This window comes from Mycobacterium heidelbergense (assembly GCF_010730745.1).
GTDB classification, from domain to species: domain Bacteria; phylum Actinomycetota; class Actinomycetes; order Mycobacteriales; family Mycobacteriaceae; genus Mycobacterium; species Mycobacterium heidelbergense.
On sequence record NZ_AP022615.1, the window covers coordinates 2401620 to 2423971 of the forward strand.

A 22352-nucleotide genomic window follows, 5' to 3' on the forward strand; every position below is an offset into this window, starting at 1 on the left:
GCCGCTGCCGCGATTTGTCTAGGCAAACTGGACTTGATGTGTCTAGCTTGCCTAGACTAATCTGGTGACCAAGCGTCGGGACATCCTAAAGAAGCTCCGGAATGGAGCTAAGGACGCCCATGTCCACGTCGAAGAGAAAGAAGGCGGTCGTCACACACTGTTGATTTTCGACGGGCTGCGCATACCAGTGCCGCGCCATAACGACATCCCTGACAGGGACGCGCAGAAGATTTACAAAGAGGCAGAGCCCAAACTCGGAAAGGGCTGGTGGAAGTGACTGAATACAAAGCGATCGTCACGCGGTCGGACCCTGGCTGGTCCATCTATGTCCCCGAGGTTGATCGGCACACGTACGCGGCTCACCTTCGCGAGATCGAATCAATGGCTCGCGACCTCGTTCAAGTTATGACCGACCTTCCTCTCGAAGACATCACTGTGGCCGTCCAGTTGCCTCCCGACCTAGCCGACGCAATAGCAGCAATGCGCAACGCTCGCGATGGTCTTACGGCTGCAGAGACCGCGGCGCGCACAGCACAGCAGACTGCAGCGGCAGCCCTACGCAAAGTCGGCGCGCCGCTTCGCGACATTGCTTTGACCCTTGGTGTGTCACACCAACGAGTGCATCAGGTCTTGGAAGAGGCGGATGAACGTAGTCGACAGCTTGAGCAGTTTCGACGTGAGGTAGATCTGAACCTGGAGCGCGGTGCGCTTGTAGATTTTGAGCTACCAGTCACGGGTGACGATGGCGGCTTCCCCATTGTTGTCGTGTTTGCCGATGAGCCTGTATCAACGCTCACCGCACATATTCAAGCGGCCGGCGGTTACGCAAACGTCTTCGTTAAGGATAGCCGGGGTGTTGTGCACTTCGTCTCTGTTATCGAAGAAGCCTGCGCCATCGGTGATCCTGGCGACAGGATGGTTGGCGATGAAGCGCCCGGAGCCACCTCGACGGTTGGCATGCTTCTCGCCTACGTCGAGCGGCACCCCAACGGAGTCACCATCTCAGCGGCGCTGGGGCATCCCGCGTGCGCACGTGATGCCCGTAAGGTCGAATTCCAGCCCTCCTAGTCGCGCATCGTGACCACGTTCTGCCCACAAGCTGCCCACAGTTACAGATATGTGGACTGAACTACATTGACGAGTTTTAGCAGCTCAGCAGGGTGCCAGCACGTCGGTGGTCCCTGAAATCAGGGTTCAAATCCCTCCGCCACCGCCACAGCTCCCGGCGAGGAATCGCCGGTAGTAGTACACGGTGATTCGGAATTGTGCCGACTGCGTCGAGTCCCGCCATCACTTCATGACGGAAACCTCAGTGCGCTTTGTGACAGGTTCTCGACATACTTTTATGTCATGGTGGATGTTGTAGAGATGAGTCCAGGCAGGGCGCTTGCGGAGATCCCAAGCGGCACCTTCGTGCGCCCTGGTGATTTGCCCGGTACCCCAGGAGCTAGGAGTTCCGCGCTGTCGCGTGCGCAGAAGGCAGGAAATGTCCTGCGCATCCGCAAGGGCCTCTACTTCAAAGGGGTCAAAACCCGGTACGGCATGACGCGACCAATGTCCGAGGAGGTTGCAGCTGAGATACTTGGCAAAGAAGGCGTCGGTCCTTCCGGTGTGTCGGCCGCGCGCGCACTCGGACTAACTACCCAGGTTCCGGCCCAGCCGGCCCTCACCGTGGCTGGACCGGTTCCTACGGGCGTTCCGGGTGTGAAGATTTCCAGGCGCAATAACATGCGCCGACGCGGTCTGCAGTACACCGAAATCGCGCTGTTGGAATTGCTGCGCGGCGCTTGGGAGACGTCGGTAGACGGAGGCTGGCCGGCGCTGGTCGCAGCCTCTGATACGGCGGTTCGAACACAAAAGATTCGACCTGAGAAGATCCAAGAGGCCATCGGATGCGAACCGCCAGCTGCACGGAATTACTACGGGCGGCTCCTGGCGGAATTACGCGATCGAGGCGTGCTTATCTAATGGCGCTACTGCGCGAAGCGCGGGATGATCTGCGTGCCCTGATCGGTGCAACGGCAGCCCATCTGGGTATAGACCAGATTTTCGTAGAGAAAGATTTCTTGGTGACAGAGGTGTTGCGTGCTGCCACAGTGCCTGTGGACGTGGTCGATCAGGGTGGCGCCCGGCACGCGGTTGAGAAATTGTCAAGACTTGTGGATCGGGGTTTTTCAGGCGACCTCCGTTCCGGTGTGCTGGTCGCTGTCTGAGGACGGTGTCGGTGGGGTGATGTCGGTGGGGCGTTCGAGCAGTTTGCCTTTGTGGAAGACCGCTCCGGCGCGCACCAGGGCGACCAGGTGCGGGGCGTTGACGGCCCGCCAGCGGGCCTGGGCGGCGTCGATCAGCTTGTAGGCCATGGCAATACCCGCCGCGCGTGATCCCGGCCCCTTGGTCACCTTGGTCCGCAGCCGCACCGTGGCGAACGTCGATTCGATCGGATTCGTCGTCCTCAAATGGATCCAGTGTTCGGCCGGGTACTTGTAGAACTCCAGCAAGGTGTCCAGGTCGTCGGTGATCTTGGCGACCGCCTTGGGGTACTTGGCGCCGAAGTCGGCCTCGAAGGCCTTGACTGCGACTTGGGCCTTGTCGATGTCCTCGGCGTTGTAGATGTCCTTGAGCGCCGCCAATGCGCTCGGATGCGCTGACTTCGGCAGTGCAGCAAGGACATTGGCCTGCTTGTGAAACCAGCAGCGCTGCTCCTTGGTGGCCGGGAAGACTTCCCGCACGGCCTTCCAGAATCCGAGCGCACCGTCACCGACCGCGAGCACCGGGCGGCCATCCCGCGGCGGCGGCAATCACGCAGCAGATCAGCCCACGACTCGCCCGACTCCCGATACCCGTCGGTGAGCGCGACGAGTTCCTTGCGGCCATCAGCACGCACACCGATCATCACCAGCAGGCACAGCTTGGTCTGCTCGAGGCGGACCTTGAGGTGGATGCCGTCGACCCACAGGTAGACGTAATCGGTGCCGGACAGATCGCGGCGGCCGAACGCGGCGGCTTCGTCTTGCCACTGCGCGGTCAGGCGGGTGATCGTCGAGGCCGACAACCCCGCGCCCGAGCCGAGGAACTGCTCCAGCGCCGAGGTGAAGTCACCGCTGGACAGCCCATGCAAGTACAGCAGCGGCAACACCTCGCTCATCTGCGGAGACTTACGTGCCCACGCGGGCAGGATCGCCGAGGAAAACCGCTGCCGTTCACCCGAATCGGGATCGACACGGCGGTCGTTGACCCGCGGCGCTTTGACCTCGACAGCGCCAGCCGCGGTCAACACCTTACGGGCCTGGTGATAGCCGTTGCGCACCACCAGCCGGCGGCCGTCCCCGTCGCACTGATCGGCGAACTGCTCCACATAAGCAGCGACCTCGGCGGCCAGCGCCGCGGCCAGCATCTGCCGGGCACCATCGCGGACAATCTCATCCAACAACGACCGCCGGCCGGCCTCGTTGCCGTTGGCCTCTACGGCATCGTGAACTACGGTGAGCATGGGCGTACCTTCCCAACCAGCGCGCCAACGCCGGTCTTGATCAGAGCTACTGGACTTTCAGATCATCCTCGGGAAGGTGCGCCCACTTTCACGCCCCCACACCGAGGCTCATCCACAAGTTCTGATCATTGCTCCACGCGGTTAACGCGATCTTCAAGGGCGGCACCAGCTTAAGCCGCGTTTACGGTCTGATCGAACGCTTCTCCGAAGACGTTGATTTGCTGATCCGTTTTCCTTCGGCCACTATCGGGAAAGGCGCCCGGGACAAGGTTCTGAAACACATCCGCGATGTGGTGGCGCAACATCTCCAGCTCGACTCGGAGAACGTCGTACAGCTGGAAGCTACAACGGGTGTGAAACGCAATGTGCGCTACTCATATCCCACTTTTGAACGCCGGCAGAGCAGCATAATCGCCCCAAGTGTGTTGTTGGAGATGGGATGTCGCGGCGGTACACATCCAACGCATCGGAACGAACTGCGATCGATGGTTGCCGAGTTCGCTATCGATGAACTGGGTGAGGCGCCAGGAACGTGGGATGAGTTCGCGGCAGTGTCCGTGGAGGTCCTAGCTCCCGAACGCACTCTACTTGAAAAGCTTGCGTTACTGCATGATTGCGCCGTCCGTCAGCTAGACGAAAGGACCAGCGAGCGATTACGAAAGGCGGGCCGGCATGTCTATGACGTGCATTGCCTTCTTCGCCCGGAGCGGGTCACCGCGGTTCTCAACGAGCTTGGTCCGGCGGGGATTGCCGAATTGTGCGCTGATATCGACGAACACAGCACCGACGCGGGATTCCCCTCTACACCCCGTCCGTCTGGCGGGTATGGCGACAGTCCTCTGCTAGATCCGTCTGCCCCATGTCAATCTTTGCTCGGGGAAAGCTACCAAGTTGCGATGCAGTTCGTTTATGGCCATCGGCCAACCATCGAGGAGTGCCTCCAGACGATTCGCGACAGCACCAGCCGGCTCTGACCGTCGGCGCCGCGACAGTGTCCATCGCGGCCGGGCTTAGATCTGCTGGTTTTATGTGGGCTGCCGGCCGCCCAGCGTCCGGACCGCTTGGAATTCACTGTCCCGATAGGGCCGCCCGTCGGGTTGTAGCAGGTCGTGAAACCACACCTTCGGGGGCGCCGTATACGGGTGATCCCACGAGTCCCACGGGAAGTAGGTTTGGGTCTTTCCGGCGACCAGCCCCCAGTTGAATGCGCCGACGTTGTGCCGCTTCGCGACGGGCAGGATCCCCTCGACGGTGCTGCCCTGGGTCCGAGCCATGTACTCGGTGCAGATGACCGGTCGTCCCAGCGGGGCCAGCTCGGCGATCCGGGACTCAAAGCCCGCGGGCTCGGCGTAGGAGTGGAAGGTAATCACGTCGGCGTTGCTCAGTTGGATATCACTGATCGGGCTGCGGCCGGCTTGTTCTCCCTGGTCGCCGCCGCGCCACACGCCACTCGTCAGCGGTTGACTGGGATCGACTGCGCGCGCCCACCGGAACACTTGGGGGAGCAGGTCCGCGACGCGCTCCAGCTTGTCCTTCCGCTCCACCTTGGCGTAGACGCGCGCGGGGTTGTCGGGCTCGTTCCACAGGTCCCACCCCAAAACCCGGTTGTCGTTGCGGAATTGGGTCAAAACGCTGGTGACGTAGTCCTGCAGGATGCGGGCGTAGCGGGGATCGCCAAGGTGTTCGGCCCCGGGGCTCTGCACCCAGCCCGAGTTGTGGACGCCGGGCCTCGGCGCGCGCTGCGGCCCCGGTTTGGGGAGCGGGTCCCAGCAGGAGTCGAAGAAGACGAGCAGCGGCTTGATGCCGTGGTTGGCCGCGATCCCGACAAACTGCGCGAGGCGGCTCTGGAAGCCGCGCGGGTCCTGAGCCCAGAGCTGATCGTGCAGGAAGACCCGCACGCTGTTGAGCCCGTACGAACGGGCCCAGCCCAGCTCGGTGTCGATGCGCCGGGGATCGTAGGTGCCCGGCTGGAACATCTCGAGCTGGTTGATGGCGTTTGCGGGTATGTAGTTCGCGCCGACGAGAAATCCTTGCGCTTGATACCAGCGGTTGGCGCGGTCGGCCGACCACCGGGTTATCTCCCCGGAGGAGCGGGGTGGTCCCGCGGAGGCGCGAGGCGCGTGGGCCAGAGCCGAGCCCGCTGCCAGCAGCAGGGGTAGCTTCAGGGCCGTTCGACGGTGCACAAAATGACGATAAATTTCCCGGGGCGTTGTCCCCGGCATTTGCCTGGCGCGTCGCGCCGGCTTGGGGTGGGAATTGTTATCTCGTTGTCACCCGGCGGCATTCAGCGAGTTGGATCACGGTCAGACCGGGTTTGGTGCGCCCCTGGGGCGCGGGGGTGGATCAGTACGATAGGAGGCCGGTCCTCCCGGGTTGGCCAGCGGCACGGTTCCGCCTGGAGTCGGCACCCGATCAGCTTGGCGGTCAACGACGTTCGCGTTCCCCATGGGCCGCGCGACTTAGAACGCGAAGCGGTTGAGCACGTCGTAATTCCGCATCGGCGTGGCGGAGATCAGCCGCCACAGCCGCCGCACCGGCGCCGAGGGGATGCGTTCGTAGAGCGCCCCCGCGGGGGACCGCTCGAGGAAGCGCAGCCGCGGGTTCCATCGCTCGATGTCGCGGGCGTCACGGATGCCCCACTTGGTGATGCCCTTGGTGAGCACCTTGGACAGCCGCGGCCCCATCGGCGACACGGTGTCGAAGAGGAGCTCGCCGCCGCCGAACCGATCCGTGAGGCGCTGCAGCAGCGTGCGCACCTCGGGCTCGGTGAGATACATGACCAGTCCCTCCGCGACCATCAGCGCCGGACGATCGGTGGGTATCTCGTCCAGCCACGCGCCATCGGTCACCGACGAGCCGATCATCCGATAGCCGTCGCGGTCGTCGTAGAGCTTGCGCCGCAACGCGATCACGTTCGGTTGGTCGACGTCGAACCACTGCACGGTGTCCGGTGGATGCAGCCGGAACGCCCGGGTGTCCATGCCGCACCCGAGGTGCAGCACGACGGCGTTCGGGTAACGGCGCAGGAAGTCGGCGCTCCAGTCGTCGAGCTGTTTGGCGCGCATGGTGACCAGGTACTGATTGGACCCGGGCCGCATGGCGCGACGCATGCGGGCCCAGTCGTATTCGATGCGGTCCACCGCCTCGGTGGCCGCCGTGTCCCCGAGAATCGGTGTCGACGAACGGCTTTCGTATGCCCGTAGGTAGAGCGTGCACAGGTTCGTCCATTCCACCGAGCCCCACCGCACATCGGTGAAGTCGACCTTGTCTGTCGCGGTCATGGCTGTCTCCTTTTCGCCCGGTATTCGGTCCACATCCGCATGAGCTGGTCGCGGTAGGCCTGGGTGCAGAACTCGCAGAAATCGCGGAAGTCCTCGACGCGCTCCCGCTGTTCGGCGCGGTCCTCACCCAGCACGGACAGTGCGAACTCGGCGGGCTCGATCCCCAGCCGCATCAGCGACAGCTGCGTTTCCAGAACGCTGGTGAACCCGCCCGACCTGACCCGGTAGAGGTGTTGGCGGTTCGGGCTCGGCAACCGCTCCACCATGCCGCCTTCCAGCAGCTGCCGGGCAACGGTGCTGATCGACGCCTTGCTCACCGACAACGCGTCGGCCAGCTGGGTCAACGACTGCTGCGGCGGATCGCAGATCAGTAGCCACCCATACGCGCGGCCCATCGTGCGGGTGGCGCCGAGGAGCTCGAAGAACAGGCCCAGGCGGTCGACGAACTCGGCCTCTTCCGGCGACACACCAGCCTCCTCGCCAGTACGTTCAGTACAAACTGAACGTACTTTACATCAACCGCAACGGCTCACGGAATGGCGCCGGTGGGTTCCGCTCGGCCGCGCGTTGCGCCGCCGTGCGGACGCCGCGGAACTGATAGCCGGCAGCAAACTTGCCGCGACGCGATTTCGCGAAGTTCCTTCAAACTTCGTGCCGAGGGGCGCAATACTGAACGCGTGCCCGATCGCAACGTGCTGGGTGGCCCGCTGGAACCGTGCGGCACGGACCCCCTCACTGGTTACTATCGCGACGGTTGCTGCTCGAGCGGGCCCGAGGACCGCGGCCGGCACACCGTATGCGCCGTGATGACCGCTGAGTTCCTGGAGCACCAGCGTTCCATCGGCAACGACTTGTTGACGCCGGTCCCCGAGTACCGGTTTCCCGGCCTGTTACCCGGCGACCGCTGGTGCGTCACCGCGCTGAACTGGCTTCGGGCCCACCACGACGGTTGCGCCGCACCCGTGGTGCTGGCGTCCACGCACGAGCGCACCCTCGAGGTGGTGCCCCTCGAGGCGCTTCTGGAACACAAAGTCGACGTTCCCGACGACCTGGCTAACTTGTAGAGCTCGCGAGCTGCGCCTCGATCCGTCGCGCGGCGGCTCGTACCTGCTCGCCCAGCCGCTCGACCCCGTCGGCGGCGAGGGTGGCGAACGGCGCGGCGCTGATCGACATCGAGACGACCCCGTCCTCATCGAGGATCGGAGCGGAAACGGTGGCGACGCTGTGCGTGCCGTTTTCGGTCAGCTCCGCGCGCAGGACGTCGATCACCGTGAGGTCGGCGAGCGCGCGTGCGAGCCGGGCGGTGATGGCGTCGGGCTCCGCTTCTCCCCCGAGCGCCCGCAGCGCCGTGTAGACCCGAACGTATTCGCGGCTGAGCCGCTCGATGGCATATCCGCGTTCCCTGATCTCGTTGATTACCAAGTCGATTCGGCGGGATAGCGTGGCGGACGGCTTGCCGATGCCCTCCAGCCAGGCCCGCTGGGCGCCGGGGGCGCTCCACGCGATGTAATCGCGGCCGAACGGCGCGACCAGCGGCATGCGCAGTCCGCGGTCGATTCGCATTCCGGACGCCGACTCGCCGGCGCTGTCGACGACGACGATCGTGTTGGCATCGCGGCGTGCCAAAAAGACCTGTGTCGCCGTGGATTCGGCGAGCTGCCGAAGTATTCCGTGAAAGATCCGGTCGCTGGCCGGATTGGCCAACGACGCGATGCCCGGTCCCCAGCAGTACGCGGCCGTCGCGGTGTCGCGCACCACCCAGTGATGGGCGACCAGCGTCGTCAGGATCGCGTGGCCGGTGGCCCGGCTGATTCCCAATTCGCGGGTGATCTCCGCGAGGGAGAACGCGCGCGCGGGATGCGACCCGAGCAGCCGCATGATCGAGACCACGCGTTCCGTCGGTGGGGAAGTGGCTTGACGAGGGGTCTCGAGCCGGTCTAGCGTCTGTGTCACATTTCGAACACTACGTCGAATATTCGACACAGTAAATGTCGAGGAGGCGGTCGCGTGGGTTCTGCGGGCCTCGGCCTTACCGACGTGGACGACATCGACTTCGACGATCTGACATCACCCAGGCTGACCGACGTCCAGCGGCAAATTCTGGAATTCACCGAGGCCAAGCGCGTCGACTTCGACGTCGATCGGATGCTCGCCGAGGCGATCGAGCAGGCCGGTGTGGACGACCTCGACGACACCGACGGCTTCGGTGACCGGCTGGGCGCGCACCTGGCGGCGATCGAGGCGGACACGGGACTGACCCAGCTCACCCGCTCCTCGCTGCGGCAACGGGTGGTTCGCGTGCTGCGCAACCGGCTGTCGCTGACCGACCTCATCAAGCGATACCCCGAAATCGAGTCGACCCCGATCGAGGCGCCTTTCATCGTCGTCGGGATGCCGCGGTCGGGCACCACCCATCTGGTGAATCTCATTGCCGCCGACCCGCGCCGGCGGGCGCTGCCGTACTGGGAGAGCCAGGAACCGATACCCGCGCGCGGAGAGGGGCCCGGCATCCTCGGGGTCGATCCCCGCTACGCGCGAGCCAAGTCCGAGCACGACGCGCTCATGGCCAGCGCCCCCGTGGTGGCCGCCATGCACGACCGCTTCCCGGAGGCGATCGAGGAGGAAGTCGAGCTCCTTGACCTCGACCTGGCCGCCTACGTGCTGGAATGGCATGCGCGCGTGCCCGATTGGCGTGACTACTACTTGGGCCTGGACCAAACCCGGCACTACGCTTACATGAGAAAAGTGTTGCAGGCGTTGACATTCCTGCGCGGCCCGGGGACCTGGGTCCTGAAGAGTCCGCAGCACTGTGAGCAGCTCGGCCCGCTGATGGCGACCTTCCCCGACGCGACGGTGGCGTTCACGCACCGCGACCCGGTCGCGGTGATCCAGTCGGCGATCACGATGATGGCCTACTCCGATCGGCTGCGCCGGACGAGCATCGAACCCGGCTGGCTGCTGGACTACTGGAGCGACCGCGTGCGCCGGCTGCTCAGCGCCTGCGTGCGCGACCGCGATCTGGTTCCGGCCGAACGAAGCATCGACATCGGCTTTCATCACCTCAACGGCAACGAAATGCCTTGGTTGGAAAAGCTTTACGAGGTCGGCGGGGTCGAAATGACACCGAAGGTGCGCAAACGCTTCCAGCAATACCTGGACGGCAATCCGCGCGGCAAGCACGGCCGCATCCGCTACGACCTGCAGCGGCACTTCGGCATCTCGGCCGGCGAACTGCGCGGGCGGTTTGACTTCTACTTCGACAGGTTCGACGTCCGCCCCGAGACCTAGCCCACCCGAACGGAAGAGACGTCAGCGATGACCACCGATGCGCAACGATTCGAACCGGTCTATCGGAGCAGGCCGGGCGCCGACGCCATGCGCCCGGCGGCCGCCGAGAAGGCCGAGCCGATCGCCCCGGGGCTCTGGTGCTCGCCGGGCCTGTCGAATGCCTACCTGCTGACCACCGACGAGGGCCGGGTGATCGTCAACACCGGCATGGGCTTCGAGGGCCCGGTGCATCGCGCCAACTTCGACGCCGTCGACACCTCACCGGTGCGCTACATCATCTTCACGCAGGGCCACGTGGACCACGTCGGCGGCCTGGACAGCGTGCGCGACCCCGATACCACGGTTGTCGCACAAGCGAACTGGACCACCTGGCGGGACGACAACGAACGCCTCATCCCGTACCGCGCCGCCCGCAGCGCGTTCGCCTTCAAAGACACCCTGGCGACGGGAATCCACGCCATTCAGCGGCGCCTGGGCATCACGCGGCTCCCCGGCCAGAGCGTTCCCGTCGTCGACGTCGACTTCGAGGACACCCTGACCCTGGATGTCGGCGGCCGGCGGATGGAGCTGATCTCGGTGCCCGGCGGCGAGACTACCGATTCGCTGGTGGTGTGGCTGCCGGAGGAGCGAATCTGCCTGTGCGGAAACACCTTCGGCCCGTTGTTCGGGCACATTCCCAACCTTGTCACCATCCGCGGCGACCGGTACCGGGACGCCTTGACGGCCATCGCGTCGGTGGAGCGGGTGCGCGATCTGCGGCCCGAGCTCCTGGTGACCGGCCATTTCGACCCGATCGCGGGCGCCGACCGCATCGATGCCGAGTTGACCCGGCTGCGCAACGCGATCCAGTACATCCACGACGAGACGGTGGCCGGCATGAACGCCGGCAAGGACGTCCGGACCCTGATGCGCGAGATCGCCTTGCCACCCGAATACGACGTGGGGCAGGGGTATGGAAAGGTCGCCTGGGACGTGCGGGCCATCTGGGAGAACTACTCGGGTTGGTTCCACCACCGGTCGACCACCGAGCTCTATCCGGTCGGATTCGACGCCATCGCCGCCGACGTGGTCGAGCTGGCCGGCGCCGATGCGCTGGTGGACCGGGCGCGGGCGCACCTGGACGCGGGTCGCCCGCTGCAGGCCATCCACCTTGCCGAGCTCGTTCCCCGCGACCATGCGGGGGCGCGCGACGTGCTGAAGGCGGCCCATGAAAGGCTGCTGGCAGGCAGCACCAACTTCTGGGAAAGCGCCTGGCTGCGGCGCCAACTAGCGAGGAACTCATGACGGCGCGAGCCAGCTTCGATTTCACCGGGACCGCGGCGCTGATCACCGGCGGCACCAGCGGGATCGGGCATGCCATCGCGACGCTGTTCCGGGATGCCGGCGCCGAGGTCACCATCACCGGAACCAAACCGGCCGCAAAAGATTACGACGCCGACCTGTCCGGCATGGACTATCGCCGGTTACAGATCACCGACCACACATCGGTGGACGCGTTGGCGGCAAGTTTCACCCGCCTCGACGTGCTGGTGAACAACGCCGGCGCGAATTTCCCTGGAGGCCTTGATGAGTCGAAGCCCGAGGGATTCGACGCGTCGGTCGCGCTCAACCTCACGGGACCGTACCGGTTGACGGTCGGTCTCTATCGCGCATTGAAATCGTCGACCGCGCCCGGCGGTGCCAGCGTGGTGAATCTGGCGTCGATGTCCGCGCTGCGAGCCGTCCCGCTGGTCCCCGGGTACGGCGCGGCGAAGGCCGGGATCGTCTGTCTGACAAGAAACCTCGCCGTCAAGTGGGCGGGCAAAGGAATCCGGGTGAACGCGGTCGCGCCGGGGACGATCGACACCCCGATGACCGCGCCCATGCACGGCGCGGCCGAACTGGTGGAATCCGAGTTGGCTCACATTCCCTTGCGCCGCTTCGGATCCGCGAGCGAGATCGCGCCGACCGTCGCCTTCTTGTGCACCGAGCACAGCAGCTACACCAGTGGAGCGGTCTTCGTCGTCGACGGCGCGTCGGACTGCATCTGAGATCGCAAAGGACATCGACCATGGCATCGCTTGTTTCGGGGGCACTACGACCCGAGGACTTCTACCACACCGGGATCGTCGTGCCCGACCTCGACGCCGCGATGGCCCGCCTGAGCGCACTGGCCGGCTACCGGTGGATCACCCCGATGAGCTACACCCTGCCGTTTCGCACCGCGACCGGAACCCGCGAACTCACCTCGACGTTCGTCTACTCCCTGCAGGCCCCGCATGTCGAACTGATCCAGGAGGTGCCCGAAAGCCCGTGGACGGCGGCGCCCGGCAACTCCATCCATCACCTCGGCTACTTCACCGACAACCTCGCCGACACCGCCCGGGCGCTCGAGGACAACGGCTTCGCGTTCGAGGCCACCGCCGACGTGTCCAAATCGGATCTCGCGCTGTTCGCCTACTACATCGACGCGTTCGGCACCCGCATCGAGATCGTCGACCGCGCGCTGTTTCCCGACTTCCCCGCGTTCCTCAAGTCGGCGGCGCCGACCGAAACCTGACGGAGCCGAACATGTTACTGACGGTGCTGCGCTTCAACTTCGCCTCCCCACATGGCGAGCCCCGCACGCAGGGCGAGTTGATCCGTGCCGCACTCGAGCTGGCGCAGTGGGGCGAGTCCCACGGCATCACCTCGATCAGCGTCGACGAGCATCACGCCACCGGGCACGGGTGGAGCTGCAACCCGATCATGACCGCGGCGATGTTCCTGGCCCGGACCTCGACGCTGATCGCCAGCGTGGACTGCGCGCTCGGGCCGCTGTGGAATCCGGTCCGGCTCGCCGAAGACATCGCGCTCGTGGACAACATGAGCCGCGGTCGGCTGCACACCACGGTGGGCCTGGGCTACCGCACGGTCGAATACGACTCGCTGGGAATCGATTTCGGCCGGCGCGGCGCGCTGATGGACGCTCTCGTCGAGCGGATGCTGTCGGTGTGGTCGGGCGTCGATTCGGGTGCGGGGGTCTGCACCGGCACGTGGACCCGGCCGCACCCGCCGCTGTACGTCGGCGGCGGCGCGCGCGCCACGGCGCGGCGCGCGGCGCGTTTCGGGCTTCCGCTGAGCCTGGCCGATCACCTGCCCGACATCGCCGCCTACTATCGCGAGTTGTGTTCCGACGCCGGCATCAAGCCGCTCATCCTCATGCCCGGGCCGGTCAATCGCGGGATGATCTTCCTGCACGAGGACCCCGACCGGGCGTGGGCGGAGCTCGGTGAGCACATCCTTTGGGAGGCAGTCACTTACGGCGAATGGTCAACGGACCAACGTTCGCTGATGCACCTGCCCGGGGTCCAGACGCTGGACGAGGTCAAAGCCTCGGGCCGATACCGGTTCCTGACCCCGGACCAACTCATCGCCGAGGTCCGCGACGCCGACAACTACGGGCCGCTCGTCATGCACCCGCTGGTCGGCGGCATGCCCGTCGACGAAGCGTGGAAGTCGGTGCAGCTGCTCACCGACAAGGTCCTGCCCGCGCTGAGCTGATTGGGCGCGGGTCGGGCCTCAAGCGGTGCGAAGTTGCTGCAGCCACTCCGCGAGCGAGCGCCCGGCGTCCAGGACATGTCGCTCGGCGATCGCGCGGGCCCGCTCGGCGTCTTTGTCGCCGAGCGCATCGAGCAACTCTTGATGCTCATCGAGCGAATGCTTCTCGTGCTCGGGGAACAGGGTGAGGAAGTTGCTCGGCACCACGCGGGCCGCCTGTTTGATCTGGGTCAACAGTCGTGGGGAGTGCGCGGCGCGATGGATCCCCTGGTGGAAATGCCAGTTTGCCTCGCCGATGCTGTCGTCGCCGGATCGCGCTGCGACATCGGCGGCGAGGGCGCGCAGCATGTCGAGCTCGTCCGGGCCGATGCGTTCGGCCGCCCACGCCGCGGCCTGTCCGGTCAGCACGCCGAGAATCGTGAAGCTGTCCAGCACATCCTCGGGGCTGATGCCGATCACGGTCACGCCACTTCTCGGGGCGACCCGAACCAGGCCTTCGAACGAAAGCTCGAGCAACGCCTCGCGCACCGGGGTCCGGCTGGTGGCGAATTCCGCGGTGATGGCGTCCAGGTCGACCCGCGATCCGGCGGGCAGCGCGCCGGTGAGGATGCGGTCCCTGAGTTCGCGGGCGGCGCGCTCGCGCACCGTTCCGGAGATGTCGATCGCAGACATTGAAGCCATCCGGCAACCGTACCAAATGAAGCATTTGAAATCTGATATATCAGATGTTAGATTTTGCGGATGGGAGATCGGCGAACCGACAGGATGGCGCTCGTCGCGTTCATGCAGGCGGGCAGCACTTCGGTGTACGCGGGGTCGTGGCGGCATCCCGCGACCGAACACCGCTACCTCGACGCGTCGTACTACGCCAAGATCGGGCGGCAGCTCGAAGAGGGCTGCTTCGACCTGATGTTCTTCGACGATCGCCTGGCGATGCCGGGCGTCTACGGCGGCTCGGTGTCGGAGGCGGTGTCCTACGGCGCCCGCCCGGTCAAGCTGGACCTCGGCGTGGTGCTCGGGGTGCTGGCCCAGGCCACCTCGCGGATCGGGCTGGGGGCCACCTACTCGACGACTTACTACGCGCCGTTCCACGTCGCCCGAACCTTCGCCACGCTGGACCACCTTTCCGGTGGCCGGGCGGCCTGGAACGTGGTCACCTCCGTCAACGACAGCGAGGCGCAGAACTTCGGCGTGGACGCCCACCTGGGGCACGACGAACGCTACGACCGCGCCGATGAGTTCATGGACGTGGTCACCGGCCTGTGGGACACGTGGGAGGATGACGCGATCCTGCATGACCGGGCGTCCGGTCGCTACGCCGACCCCGCCAAGGTGCACGAGCTGGGACACGCCGGCCGGTATTTTTCGGCGCGCGGGCCGCTGACCGTGCCGCGTACCCCGCAGGGCCGCCCCGTCATCATCCAGGCCGGGTCGTCGGGCCGGGGCCGCGAATTCGCCTCGCGCTGGGCCGAATTGATCTTCACCGGGGATCCCGGGATCGAAATAGCGCGCAGCCACTACGCCGATCAAAAAGACCGCATCGCCGATGCGGGACGCGATCCCGCCGCGGTGCGGATCTGCCCGATGGCCTACGCGGTGGTGGGCGAGTCCGAGGCCCACGCCAAGGACCGCGAAGCCCTGTTTCTCAACGAGCTGGTGCACCCCATGGCGTCGCTGACCCTGCTGTCGGAGCTGATGAATTACGACTTCGCCCAACACGATCTCGACGATCCCGTCACCGACGAGCTCATCGCGTCGGCCTCCGGCATTCGCGGGCTGGTGCAGAACCTGCGCGCGCATATCGGTGGGGACACTGTCACCGTGCGCGATCTGGCCGGTCATCGCGCGACCCTGCTGCAGGGGCCCCGTTTCGTCGGCACCGGAGAGCAGGTCGCCGAACAGATGGCGGACTGGTTCCACAGCGGTGCCTGTGACGGTTTCGTGCTGGCCGCAACGCATTTGCCCGGCGCGTTCGAGGACGTCGTCCGCATGGTGGTCCCCGAACTGCAACGACGCGGCCTGTTCCGCACCGAATACGAGTCGGCGACACTACGGGGACACCTTGGGCTGCAACGACCTTCGAACGCACGCGTCGGGGCCCATGCTTGACGGGCTGCGGGTGCTCGACCTCGCAACGCTGGCGGCCGCTCCACTGGTCGCGACCTATCTGGGTGAGTTCGGCGCCGACGTGATCAAGGTCGAAGAACCCCGGCACGGCGATCCGATTCGCGCATGGGGTAGCCAGCGCGACGGCGTCGGGCTGATGTGGAAGTCCATCTCGCGCAACAAGCGATCGATCACGTTGGACCTGCGCTGTGCGGAAGGTCAGGCGCTGGTGCGCCGCCTGGTCGAGCGCGCCGACGTCGCCATCTTCAACACCCGGCCGCAGACGTTGCGCAAGTGGGGGTTGGACTACGAGAGCCTGCGGGCGGTCAACGACCGGATCGTGATGCTGCACATCACGGGTTACGGGTTGACCGGGCCGAAGAGCGAGCGCCCGGGCTTCGGCACGCTCGGGGAAGCGATGAGCGGGTTCGCCCATATCACCGGGCAGGCCGGCGGACCGCCGACGCTGCCGCCGTTCATGTTGGCCGACGGCGTCGCGTCGCTGAACGCCGCGTACGCGGTGATGATGGCGCTCTACCACCGTGACGTCCACGGCGGACCGGGGCAACTGATCGATGTTAACCTCATCGACCCGCTGGCGCGGCTGCTGGAGCAGACGCTGCTGGGCTACGACCAATTGGGATTGGTGCCGGAACGGGACGGCAACCGGTGGGACATTTCTGCCCCCCGCAACACCTACCGCACCGCGGACGGAAGGTGGCTGGCCATGTCCGGCAGCTCGCCCGCGTTGGCGCTACGGGTGTTCCGCGCGATAGGCCGCGACGACCTGCTGCGGGACGCCGACTTCCTGGACCCGCAGCGGCGGCTGGCGCGGGCCCGCGACGTCGACGCCGCGGTCGCGGATTGGGTTGCCACCAAGACGCTTTCGGAGGCGATGGCGGTCTTCGAAGCGCACGAGGTGGCCGCGGCGCCGGTCTATGACATCAGCGATTTGGTCGGCGACGAGCAGCTCGCGCATCGCGGGGTGTTCGTCTCGGTCGACGACCAACAACTCGGGCCCATGACCGTGCAGGCCCCGGTGCCGCGCTTCTCCTCAGCAGCCGGGACGGTCGACCGTTTGGGTCCCCGCCTCGGGGAACACAACGCCGAGGTCTATGGCGATTTACTCGGTTTGGCCGCCAACGAGATTGATGACCTGCGCGCTCGGGGCGTGCTGTAGCAGAAGGAACTTCGTACCGATGACCCCTCTTCTTCGCCGCTCCGAGCTGGCCGTGCCGGCGAGCAACGACGACATGTTCGACAAGGCCGCCGGGTGTGGCGCCGACCTGGTTTTCCTCGACCTCGAGGACGCGGTGCCCGCGGCGTTCAAGGAGGAATCGCGCGCCAAGGCGATCGGTGCGCTCAACGACATCGATTGGGGTCGCACCGCGCGCGCCGTGCGAATCAACGGCCTGGACACCCCGTGGTGCCACGACGATCTCATCGAAGTGGTGACCAAGGCCGGCGAAAATCTTGACACGATCATCGTCCCGAAGGCCCGCACGGCCCGCGACGTCTGGTGGGTGGACGTGCTGCTCAGCCAGCTTGAGTCAAAGCTCGGCCTGGGTAAGCGCATTCGGCTCGAAGTCCTCATCGAGGAGGTCGAAGGCCTTGCCAACGCCGAGGCGATCGCGGCGTCCAGCCCCCGGCTGGACGCTTTGATCTTCGGGGTGGGCGATTTCTCCTTGTCGCAGGGTGCGCGGGTGGACACGAACTTCGTCCCGCTCGGCGAATATCCCGGTGATTTCTGGCAGTACGCGCGCAACAAGGTGATCGTGGCGGCGCGTATCGCCGGCATCGACGCGATCGACGCGCCCTACCCCGACTTCAAGGACCTGTCGGGCTATGAGCGCGACGCCCGTCGCGCCTCGCTGATGGGATACACCGGAAAGTGGGCGATTCACCCCGGCCAGGTTCCCGTCGCCAACACGGTCTACTCGCCGACCGCGGACGAAATCGCGCGCGCCGAACGAAATCTCGCCGCCTACCGGGAAGCCGAGGCCAAAGGACGCGGCGCCGTCGGAGTCAACGGCGTCTTGGTCGATGCCGCGCACGTCAAGATGGCGCAGCAGACACTTGCGCGCGCCGCATTGATCAACGGCAGTTGTTAGCCGATCACCACCAAGAGGTCGCCGCCTTCGACCTGGGCGGTGCGCGCCACCGCGATGCGCGTCACCTTTCCGGCCTTGGGCGCGGTAACGGCGGCTTCCATCTTCATCGCCTCGATGGTCGCGATGGCCTGACCGGCCTCGACTTCCTCGCCGACATCCGTGGTGACGGTCACGACGCCGGCAAAGGGTGCCGGGATGTGGCCGGGGTTGGTGCGGTCGGCCTTCTCGGCGGTCGGCACGTCGGCGGCGATGCCACGGTCGCGAACCAGCACGGGGCGCAGCTGCCCGTTGAGAATGCACATCACGGTGCGCATCCCGCGCTCGTCGGGATCGGAGATGGCCTCCAGGCCGATCAGCAATTCCACGCCGCGCTCGAGTTCGACGCGATGTTCCTCGCCATGGCGCAGCCCGTAGAAGAACTGATTGGCGCTGAGCCGAGAGGTGTCACCATATGTCTCGCGGTGGGCCGCCAGCTCGTTGGCCGGTCCGGGAAACAGCAGCCGATTCAGCGCCGCCTGGCGGGTGGCTCCGGGCGCCGCCAACGAGCCTTCGTCCTCGACCGACAGCGTCTGCTCGGGCTTCGCGGGCCCACGGCCGTGTAATGCCTTGGTACGCAGTGGCTCCGGCCAGCCACCGGGTGGATCGCCGAGCTCACCGCGCAGGAAGCCGACCACCGAGTCCGGGATGTCGTAACGCGCCGGGTCGGCCGCGAAGTCCTGCGCGGTGATCCCGGCACCGACCAGGGCCAGCGCCAGGTCTCCGACGACCTTGCTCGACGGCGTCACCTTGACGAGATGCCCGAGGATGGCGTCGGCACCGGCGTAGGCATTTTCGATGTCTTCGAACCGGTCGCCGAGACCGAGTGCGATGGCCTGTTGCCGCAGGTTCGACAATTGACCGCCGGGGATCTCGTGGCGATACACCCGCCCGGTGGGGGCCGGTAGCCCGGATTCGAACGGCGCGTACACCTTTCGCAGCGCCTCCCAGTATGGCTCGAGGTCGCACACCGCGGCCAGCGACAAACCGGTGTCATAAGGCGTGTGGGCGGCGGCGGCCACGATGGAGGACAGCGCCGGCTGGCTCGTTGTCCCCGCGAGTGGGGCCGCGGCGCCGTCGACGGCGTCGGCCCCGGCTTGCCAGGCCGCCATGTAGGTCGCCAGTTGGCCACCCGGGGTGTCGTGGGTATGCACGTGCACCGGCAGGTCGAATCGCGATTTGAGCGCCGACACCAGGGTCGCGGCGGCCGGTGGGCGCAACAGTCCCGCCATGTCCTTGATCGCCAGCACGTGCGCGCCCGCCATGACGATCTGCTCGGCCAGCTTCAGGTAGTAGTCGAGCGTGTAGAGGTTCTCGGCCGGATCGCTGAGATCGCCCGTGTAGGACATCGCGACCTCGGCCACCGCCGTTCCGGTTTCCCGGACGGCGTCGATCGCCGGGCGCATGGAATCGACGTTGTTCAGCGCATCGAAGATCCGGAAGATGTCGATCCCGGTTTGCGTGGCCTCCTCCACGAACGCCGAAGTGACGATCCGCGGATAGGGCGTGTAGCCCACCGTGTTTCGACCGCGCAGCAGCATCTGCAAACAGATGTTGGGCATCGCCTCACGCAACGCGGCCAGGCGCTGCCAGGGGTCTTCCTTCAGGAACCGCAGCGCCACGTCGTAGGTCGCCCCGCCCCAGCATTCCACCGACAACAACTGAGGCGTCGTCCGCGCGACGTAGGGCGCCACCTTGAGCAGGCCGGTGGTGCGAACCCGGGTCGCCAGCAGCGACTGATGCGCGTCCCGGAACGTCGTGTCGGTGACTCCCAAGGCCTTTGATTCCCGCATCCAGCGCGCGAACCCTTCCGGCCCCAGCTCGGTCAGGCGCTGTTTGGACCCCGGTGGCGGCGGCACGGACAGGTCGAGGTGCGGCAGCTTGTCGTGCGGATACACCGTCGAGGGCCGGGGACCGTGCGGCTGGTTGACCGTCACGTCGGCCAAATAACTGAGGATCTTGGTGCCGCGGTCGGCGCTGGAGTGCGCCGTCAGCAGCTGCGGGCGTTGGTCGATAAACGAGGTCGTCGCCCGGCCCGCCACAAAATCGGGGTCGGCGAGCACCGCCTGCAGGAATGCGGTGTTGGTCGTCACTCCGCGGATGCGGAATTCGGCCACCGCCCGTCGGGCCCGGCGCACGGCGGCCGCGAAATCCCGGCCGCGGCAGGTCAGCTTGACCAACATCGAATCGAAATGTGCCGATACTTCCGCACCCAAATGCGCGCCGTCGTCCAATCGGACGCCCGCACCACCGGGTGTGCGGTAGGCGGTGATGCGCCCGGTGTCCGGTCTAAAGCCGTTGGAGGGGTCCTCGGTGGTGATCCGGCATTGCAGTGCGGCCCCGTGCGTGGTGATCGAACGCTGGCTCAAACCGAGATCGCTAAGGCTTTCGCCGGAGGCGATGCGTAACTGGCTCGCCACCAGGTCGACGTCGGTGATCTCCTCGGTCACCGTGTGCTCCACCTGGATGCGTGGATTCATTTCGATGAACACGTAACGGCCACGTTCGTCGAGCAGGAACTCGACGGTGCCGGCGCAGGTGTAGCCGATGCGCCGCGCGAACGCCACCGCGTCCGCGCAGATCCTTTGCCGCAGTTCAGGATCGAGGTTTGGCGCCGGCGCGATCTCGATGACCTTCTGGTGCCGGCGCTGCACGCTGCAGTCCCGCTCGTAGAGGTGGATGACGTTGCCGTGGGCGTCGGCCAGGATCTGCACCTCGATGTGGCGCGGATTGGTGACCGCCTGCTCCAGGAACACCGTCGGATCGCCGAAGGCCGACTCGGCTTCCCGCGATGCCGCCTCGATCGCCTCGGCCAGATCGGCGGGATCAGTCACGCGGCGCATCCCCCGGCCACCGCCCCCGGCGACCGCCTTGACGAACAGCGGAAACTCCATCGACGCGGCCGCCGACACCAATTCGTCGGTCGACGATGACGGTGCTGACGACGCCAACACCGGCAGCCCCGCCGCACGCGCCTCGGCTACCGCCCGCGATTTGTTTCCGGTCAGTTCGAGCACCTGCACCGAAGGGCCCACGAACGTGATCCCGGCCGACGCGCAAGCCGCCGCCAGCGCCGGGTTTTCCGACAAGAAGCCGTAACCGGGGTAAATCGCGTCGGCACCACAGGCTTTCGCCGTGGCGACGATGTCCTCGACGTTGAGATAGGCCCGGACGGGATGCCCGATCTCACCGATCTGATACGACTCGTCGGCCTTTGCCCGATGTGCCGAGTTGCGGTCCTCGTCGGGATAGACCGCCACGGTGCCCATGCCCAACTCGTAGGCGGCACGGAACGCCCGGATAGCGATCTCACCCCGGTTAGCGACCAGAACCTTGGAGATCATTAGCAATCACTGGCCCGGTTGGAACATCAGCGGGTCGAGGGGAGTTCGCGCTGCGGTGGGCCGACATACTCGCTCAGCGGGCGGATCAAGGCGTTGGACGCGGTCTGCTCGATGATGTGAGCCGTCCACCCGGTGATTCGGCTCATCACAAAAATCGGTGTGAAGGCGCCGATGTCGAAGCCCATCAGGTAGTAGGCGGGCCCGGTCGGGAAGTCCAGGTTCGGCTTGATTCCGTTGGCTTCGGCCATCCCCTTCTCGAGCACCTCGTAGATGTCAAGCCAGTTCTGGCCGTCGCGGGCGGCGGCGACTCGCTTGAGGGCTTCCTTCATCGTTGGCACCCGGGAATCGCCGTTCTTGTAGACCCGGTGACCGAAGCCCATGATCTTGTCTTTGCGAGTCAGCTTGCCCTGCAACCATTCCGACGCCTTGTCGGCGCTGCCGATCTCGATCATGTCGTGCATGACAGCCTCGTTGGCGCCGCCGTGCAGCGGGCCCTTGAGCGCCCCGATGGCCGCGGTGACCGCGCTGTAGATGTCCGACTGGGTGGAGGTGACCACCCGCGCGGCGAATGTGGAGGCGTTGAAACTGTGCTCGGCGTAGAGGACCATCGACTGCTCAAACGCGTCCACAACCACCTGCTCGGGGACGTCGCCAAAGCACATGTGCAGGAAGTTCTGCGCATAGTTCATGTGGCTGTGCGGGGCGATCGGGGCCAGGCCGCGCCGGCGGCGCATGTCGGCGGCCACGATGGTGGGCAGCACCGCGTACATGCGCAGGGCTTTGGCGTAGTTCGCCGCTTCGCTGCTGTCGTCCTCATCGGGGTCTTCGGCACCCATGAAGCTGATCAGGGTGCGCACCACGTCCATCGGATGGCAGCTGGTCGGCAGCTTCTGCAGCAGGTCCATCATCGAGCGGTTCAGCCGGCGCGCGGCGCGTTCCCGCTGGGTGAACAGCGCCAGCTGTTGGTCGTTGGGCAGTTCGCCGTGCCACAACAGATAGGCCACCTGCTCGAAGCTGCACTGGGTGGCGAGGTCCTGAACGGCGTATCCGCGATAGGTCAGGGAGTTGGTCTCCGGGACCACCTTGGAGATCGCGGTGGTGTCGACGACCACGCCGGCCAGACCCTTGTAGATGCGGGGCTTGTCTTCGATGTTGCTGCTCATGGCGTGACTCCTTC

The 22352-nt window shown here is 65.9% G+C and carries 20 protein-coding genes and 1 pseudogene; 13 read left to right on the plus strand and 8 right to left on the minus strand.

All coding sequences use genetic code 11. From position 1 onward, the window contains the following. Positions 1-64: 64 nt before the first annotated feature. The 3 genes from G6N25_RS11200 to G6N25_RS11210 all read left to right on the plus strand — a co-directional run bounded on the left by G6N25_RS11200 (position 65) and on the right by G6N25_RS11210 (position 1968). Positions 65-277, plus strand: coding sequence for a hypothetical protein (locus tag G6N25_RS11200; RefSeq protein WP_083077452.1), 213 nt, complete (start codon positions 65-67; stop codon positions 275-277). Then, positions 274-1068, plus strand: a complete 795-nt coding sequence (locus G6N25_RS11205; protein ID WP_083077450.1) for a hypothetical protein — start codon at positions 274-276, stop codon at positions 1066-1068. Before G6N25_RS11200 ends, G6N25_RS11205 begins: the two co-directional genes overlap by 4 nt. 282 nt (positions 1069-1350) lie before the next feature. Next, entirely contained in the window at positions 1351-1968 is a 618-nt protein-coding gene (locus G6N25_RS11210) for a DUF6088 family protein (RefSeq protein WP_142272890.1), read from the plus strand. Between the two features lie 206 nt (positions 1969-2174). Here the strand turns inward: G6N25_RS11210 and G6N25_RS11215 are convergent. After that, positions 2175-3490, minus strand: a pseudogene (locus tag G6N25_RS11215) (IS256 family transposase). A 128-nt stretch (positions 3491-3618) separates the two neighbouring features. On the opposite strand from G6N25_RS11215, the gene G6N25_RS11220 reads away from it, so the two are divergent. After that, on the plus strand, positions 3619-4464 hold the full coding sequence (locus G6N25_RS11220; protein WP_083074956.1) for a nucleotidyl transferase AbiEii/AbiGii toxin family protein: 846 nt from the start codon (positions 3619-3621) through the stop codon (positions 4462-4464). A gap of 51 nt (positions 4465-4515) precedes the next feature. On the opposite strand, the gene G6N25_RS11225 is transcribed toward G6N25_RS11220, so the two are convergent. From G6N25_RS11225 to G6N25_RS11235, 3 genes are all read right to left on the minus strand, one after another. Continuing rightward, positions 4516-5673: a cellulase family glycosylhydrolase gene (locus G6N25_RS11225; RefSeq protein ID WP_083074955.1), complete on the minus strand. Its 1158-nt coding sequence runs from the start codon at positions 5671-5673 to the stop codon at positions 4516-4518. Positions 5674-5949: 276 nt separating this feature from the next. Beyond that, positions 5950-6771 (minus strand): class I SAM-dependent methyltransferase, encoded by an 822-nt coding sequence (locus tag G6N25_RS11230; protein WP_083074953.1) that lies wholly within the window; start codon positions 6769-6771, stop codon positions 5950-5952. Next, the gene (locus tag G6N25_RS11235) at positions 6768-7238 is read right to left on the minus strand and encodes a GbsR/MarR family transcriptional regulator (RefSeq protein ID WP_083074951.1); all 471 of its coding nucleotides are present in this window, start codon (positions 7236-7238) and stop codon (positions 6768-6770) included. Before G6N25_RS11235 ends, G6N25_RS11230 begins: the two co-directional genes overlap by 4 nt. A gap of 210 nt (positions 7239-7448) precedes the next feature. On the opposite strand from G6N25_RS11235, the gene G6N25_RS11240 reads away from it, so the two are divergent. Continuing rightward, a complete protein-coding gene (locus tag G6N25_RS11240; RefSeq protein ID WP_083074950.1) occupies positions 7449-7835 on the plus strand; it encodes a DUF2237 family protein in 387 nt (128 codons plus the stop codon). Here G6N25_RS11240 and G6N25_RS11245 read toward each other — a convergent pair. Next, the gene (locus tag G6N25_RS11245; protein WP_083074948.1) at positions 7825-8724 is read right to left on the minus strand and encodes an IclR family transcriptional regulator; all 900 of its coding nucleotides are present in this window, start codon (positions 8722-8724) and stop codon (positions 7825-7827) included. The two genes, G6N25_RS11240 and G6N25_RS11245, sit on opposite strands and share 11 nt — an antisense overlap. A gap of 54 nt (positions 8725-8778) precedes the next feature. On the opposite strand from G6N25_RS11245, the gene G6N25_RS11250 reads away from it, so the two are divergent. Genes G6N25_RS11250 through G6N25_RS11270 form a run of 5 tightly spaced genes read left to right on the plus strand, consistent with a single transcriptional unit; the run spans position 8779 to position 13581 of the window. Next, positions 8779-10059: a sulfotransferase family protein gene (locus G6N25_RS11250; RefSeq protein ID WP_083074947.1), complete on the plus strand. Its 1281-nt coding sequence runs from the start codon at positions 8779-8781 to the stop codon at positions 10057-10059. A 27-nt stretch (positions 10060-10086) separates the two neighbouring features. After that, positions 10087-11343 (plus strand): MBL fold metallo-hydrolase, encoded by a 1257-nt coding sequence (locus G6N25_RS11255; protein WP_232065767.1) that lies wholly within the window; start codon positions 10087-10089, stop codon positions 11341-11343. After that, a complete protein-coding gene (locus G6N25_RS11260; RefSeq protein WP_083074945.1) occupies positions 11340-12089 on the plus strand; it encodes an SDR family NAD(P)-dependent oxidoreductase in 750 nt (249 codons plus the stop codon). The genes G6N25_RS11255 and G6N25_RS11260 overlap by 4 nt, the downstream gene beginning before the upstream one ends. A gap of 20 nt (positions 12090-12109) precedes the next feature. After that, entirely contained in the window at positions 12110-12598 is a 489-nt protein-coding gene (locus tag G6N25_RS11265) for a VOC family protein (protein WP_083074944.1), read from the plus strand. An 11-nt stretch (positions 12599-12609) separates the two neighbouring features. Beyond that, positions 12610-13581 carry an LLM class flavin-dependent oxidoreductase gene (locus tag G6N25_RS11270; RefSeq protein ID WP_083074941.1) on the plus strand — a complete coding sequence of 324 codons (972 nt, stop codon included), beginning with the start codon at positions 12610-12612 and terminating at the stop codon, positions 13579-13581. A gap of 18 nt (positions 13582-13599) precedes the next feature. Here the strand turns inward: G6N25_RS11270 and G6N25_RS11275 are convergent, their stop codons facing one another. Continuing rightward, complete coding sequence (locus G6N25_RS11275; RefSeq protein WP_142272717.1) at positions 13600-14250, minus strand: GntR family transcriptional regulator; 651 nt, start codon at positions 14248-14250, stop codon at positions 13600-13602. Between the two features lie 69 nt (positions 14251-14319). On the opposite strand from G6N25_RS11275, the gene G6N25_RS11280 reads away from it, so the two are divergent. From G6N25_RS11280 to G6N25_RS11290, 3 genes are read left to right on the plus strand one after another with little or no spacing between them, the layout of a single operon-like run. Continuing rightward, positions 14320-15687, plus strand: a complete 1368-nt coding sequence (locus G6N25_RS11280; protein WP_083074938.1) for an LLM class flavin-dependent oxidoreductase — start codon at positions 14320-14322, stop codon at positions 15685-15687. Continuing rightward, positions 15680-16864, plus strand: coding sequence for a CaiB/BaiF CoA transferase family protein (locus tag G6N25_RS11285; protein WP_083074936.1), 1185 nt, complete (start codon positions 15680-15682; stop codon positions 16862-16864). The genes G6N25_RS11280 and G6N25_RS11285 overlap by 8 nt, the downstream gene beginning before the upstream one ends. 19 nt (positions 16865-16883) lie before the next feature. Further along, on the plus strand, positions 16884-17795 hold the full coding sequence (locus G6N25_RS11290) for an HpcH/HpaI aldolase/citrate lyase family protein (protein ID WP_083074935.1): 912 nt from the start codon (positions 16884-16886) through the stop codon (positions 17793-17795). On the opposite strand, the gene G6N25_RS11295 is transcribed toward G6N25_RS11290, so the two are convergent. After that, positions 17792-21175 carry a pyruvate carboxylase gene (locus G6N25_RS11295; RefSeq protein WP_083074933.1) on the minus strand — a complete coding sequence of 1128 codons (3384 nt, stop codon included), beginning with the start codon at positions 21173-21175 and terminating at the stop codon, positions 17792-17794. The two genes, G6N25_RS11290 and G6N25_RS11295, sit on opposite strands and share 4 nt — an antisense overlap. A 26-nt stretch (positions 21176-21201) precedes the next feature. After that, entirely contained in the window at positions 21202-22338 is a 1137-nt protein-coding gene (locus G6N25_RS11300) for a bifunctional 2-methylcitrate synthase/citrate synthase (protein ID WP_083074932.1), read from the minus strand. Positions 22339-22352 lie beyond the last annotated feature (14 nt).

Excerpts from the sequence above, each read along its gene's own strand:
- G6N25_RS11210 (WP_142272890.1), top strand. The coding sequence starts at position 1,351 with ATGGTGGATGTTGTAGAGATGAGTCCAGGCAGGGCGCTTGCGGAGATC.
- G6N25_RS11230 (WP_083074953.1), bottom strand. The coding sequence starts at position 6,771 with ATGACCGCGACAGACAAGGTCGACTTCACCGATGTGCGGTGGGGCTCG.
- G6N25_RS11255 (WP_232065767.1), top strand. The coding sequence starts at position 10,087 with ATGACCACCGATGCGCAACGATTCGAACCGGTCTATCGGAGCAGGCCG.
- G6N25_RS11260 (WP_083074945.1), top strand. The coding sequence starts at position 11,340 with ATGACGGCGCGAGCCAGCTTCGATTTCACCGGGACCGCGGCGCTGATC.
- G6N25_RS11265 (WP_083074944.1), top strand. The coding sequence starts at position 12,110 with ATGGCATCGCTTGTTTCGGGGGCACTACGACCCGAGGACTTCTACCAC.
- G6N25_RS11270 (WP_083074941.1), top strand. The coding sequence starts at position 12,610 with ATGTTACTGACGGTGCTGCGCTTCAACTTCGCCTCCCCACATGGCGAG.
- G6N25_RS11275 (WP_142272717.1), bottom strand. The coding sequence starts at position 14,250 with ATGTCTGCGATCGACATCTCCGGAACGGTGCGCGAGCGCGCCGCCCGC.
- G6N25_RS11280 (WP_083074938.1), top strand. The coding sequence starts at position 14,320 with ATGGGAGATCGGCGAACCGACAGGATGGCGCTCGTCGCGTTCATGCAG.
- G6N25_RS11285 (WP_083074936.1), top strand. The coding sequence starts at position 15,680 with ATGCTTGACGGGCTGCGGGTGCTCGACCTCGCAACGCTGGCGGCCGCT.
- G6N25_RS11290 (WP_083074935.1), top strand. The coding sequence starts at position 16,884 with ATGACCCCTCTTCTTCGCCGCTCCGAGCTGGCCGTGCCGGCGAGCAAC.
- G6N25_RS11295 (WP_083074933.1), bottom strand. The coding sequence starts at position 21,175 with ATGATCTCCAAGGTTCTGGTCGCTAACCGGGGTGAGATCGCTATCCGG.
- G6N25_RS11300 (WP_083074932.1), bottom strand. The coding sequence starts at position 22,338 with ATGAGCAGCAACATCGAAGACAAGCCCCGCATCTACAAGGGTCTGGCC.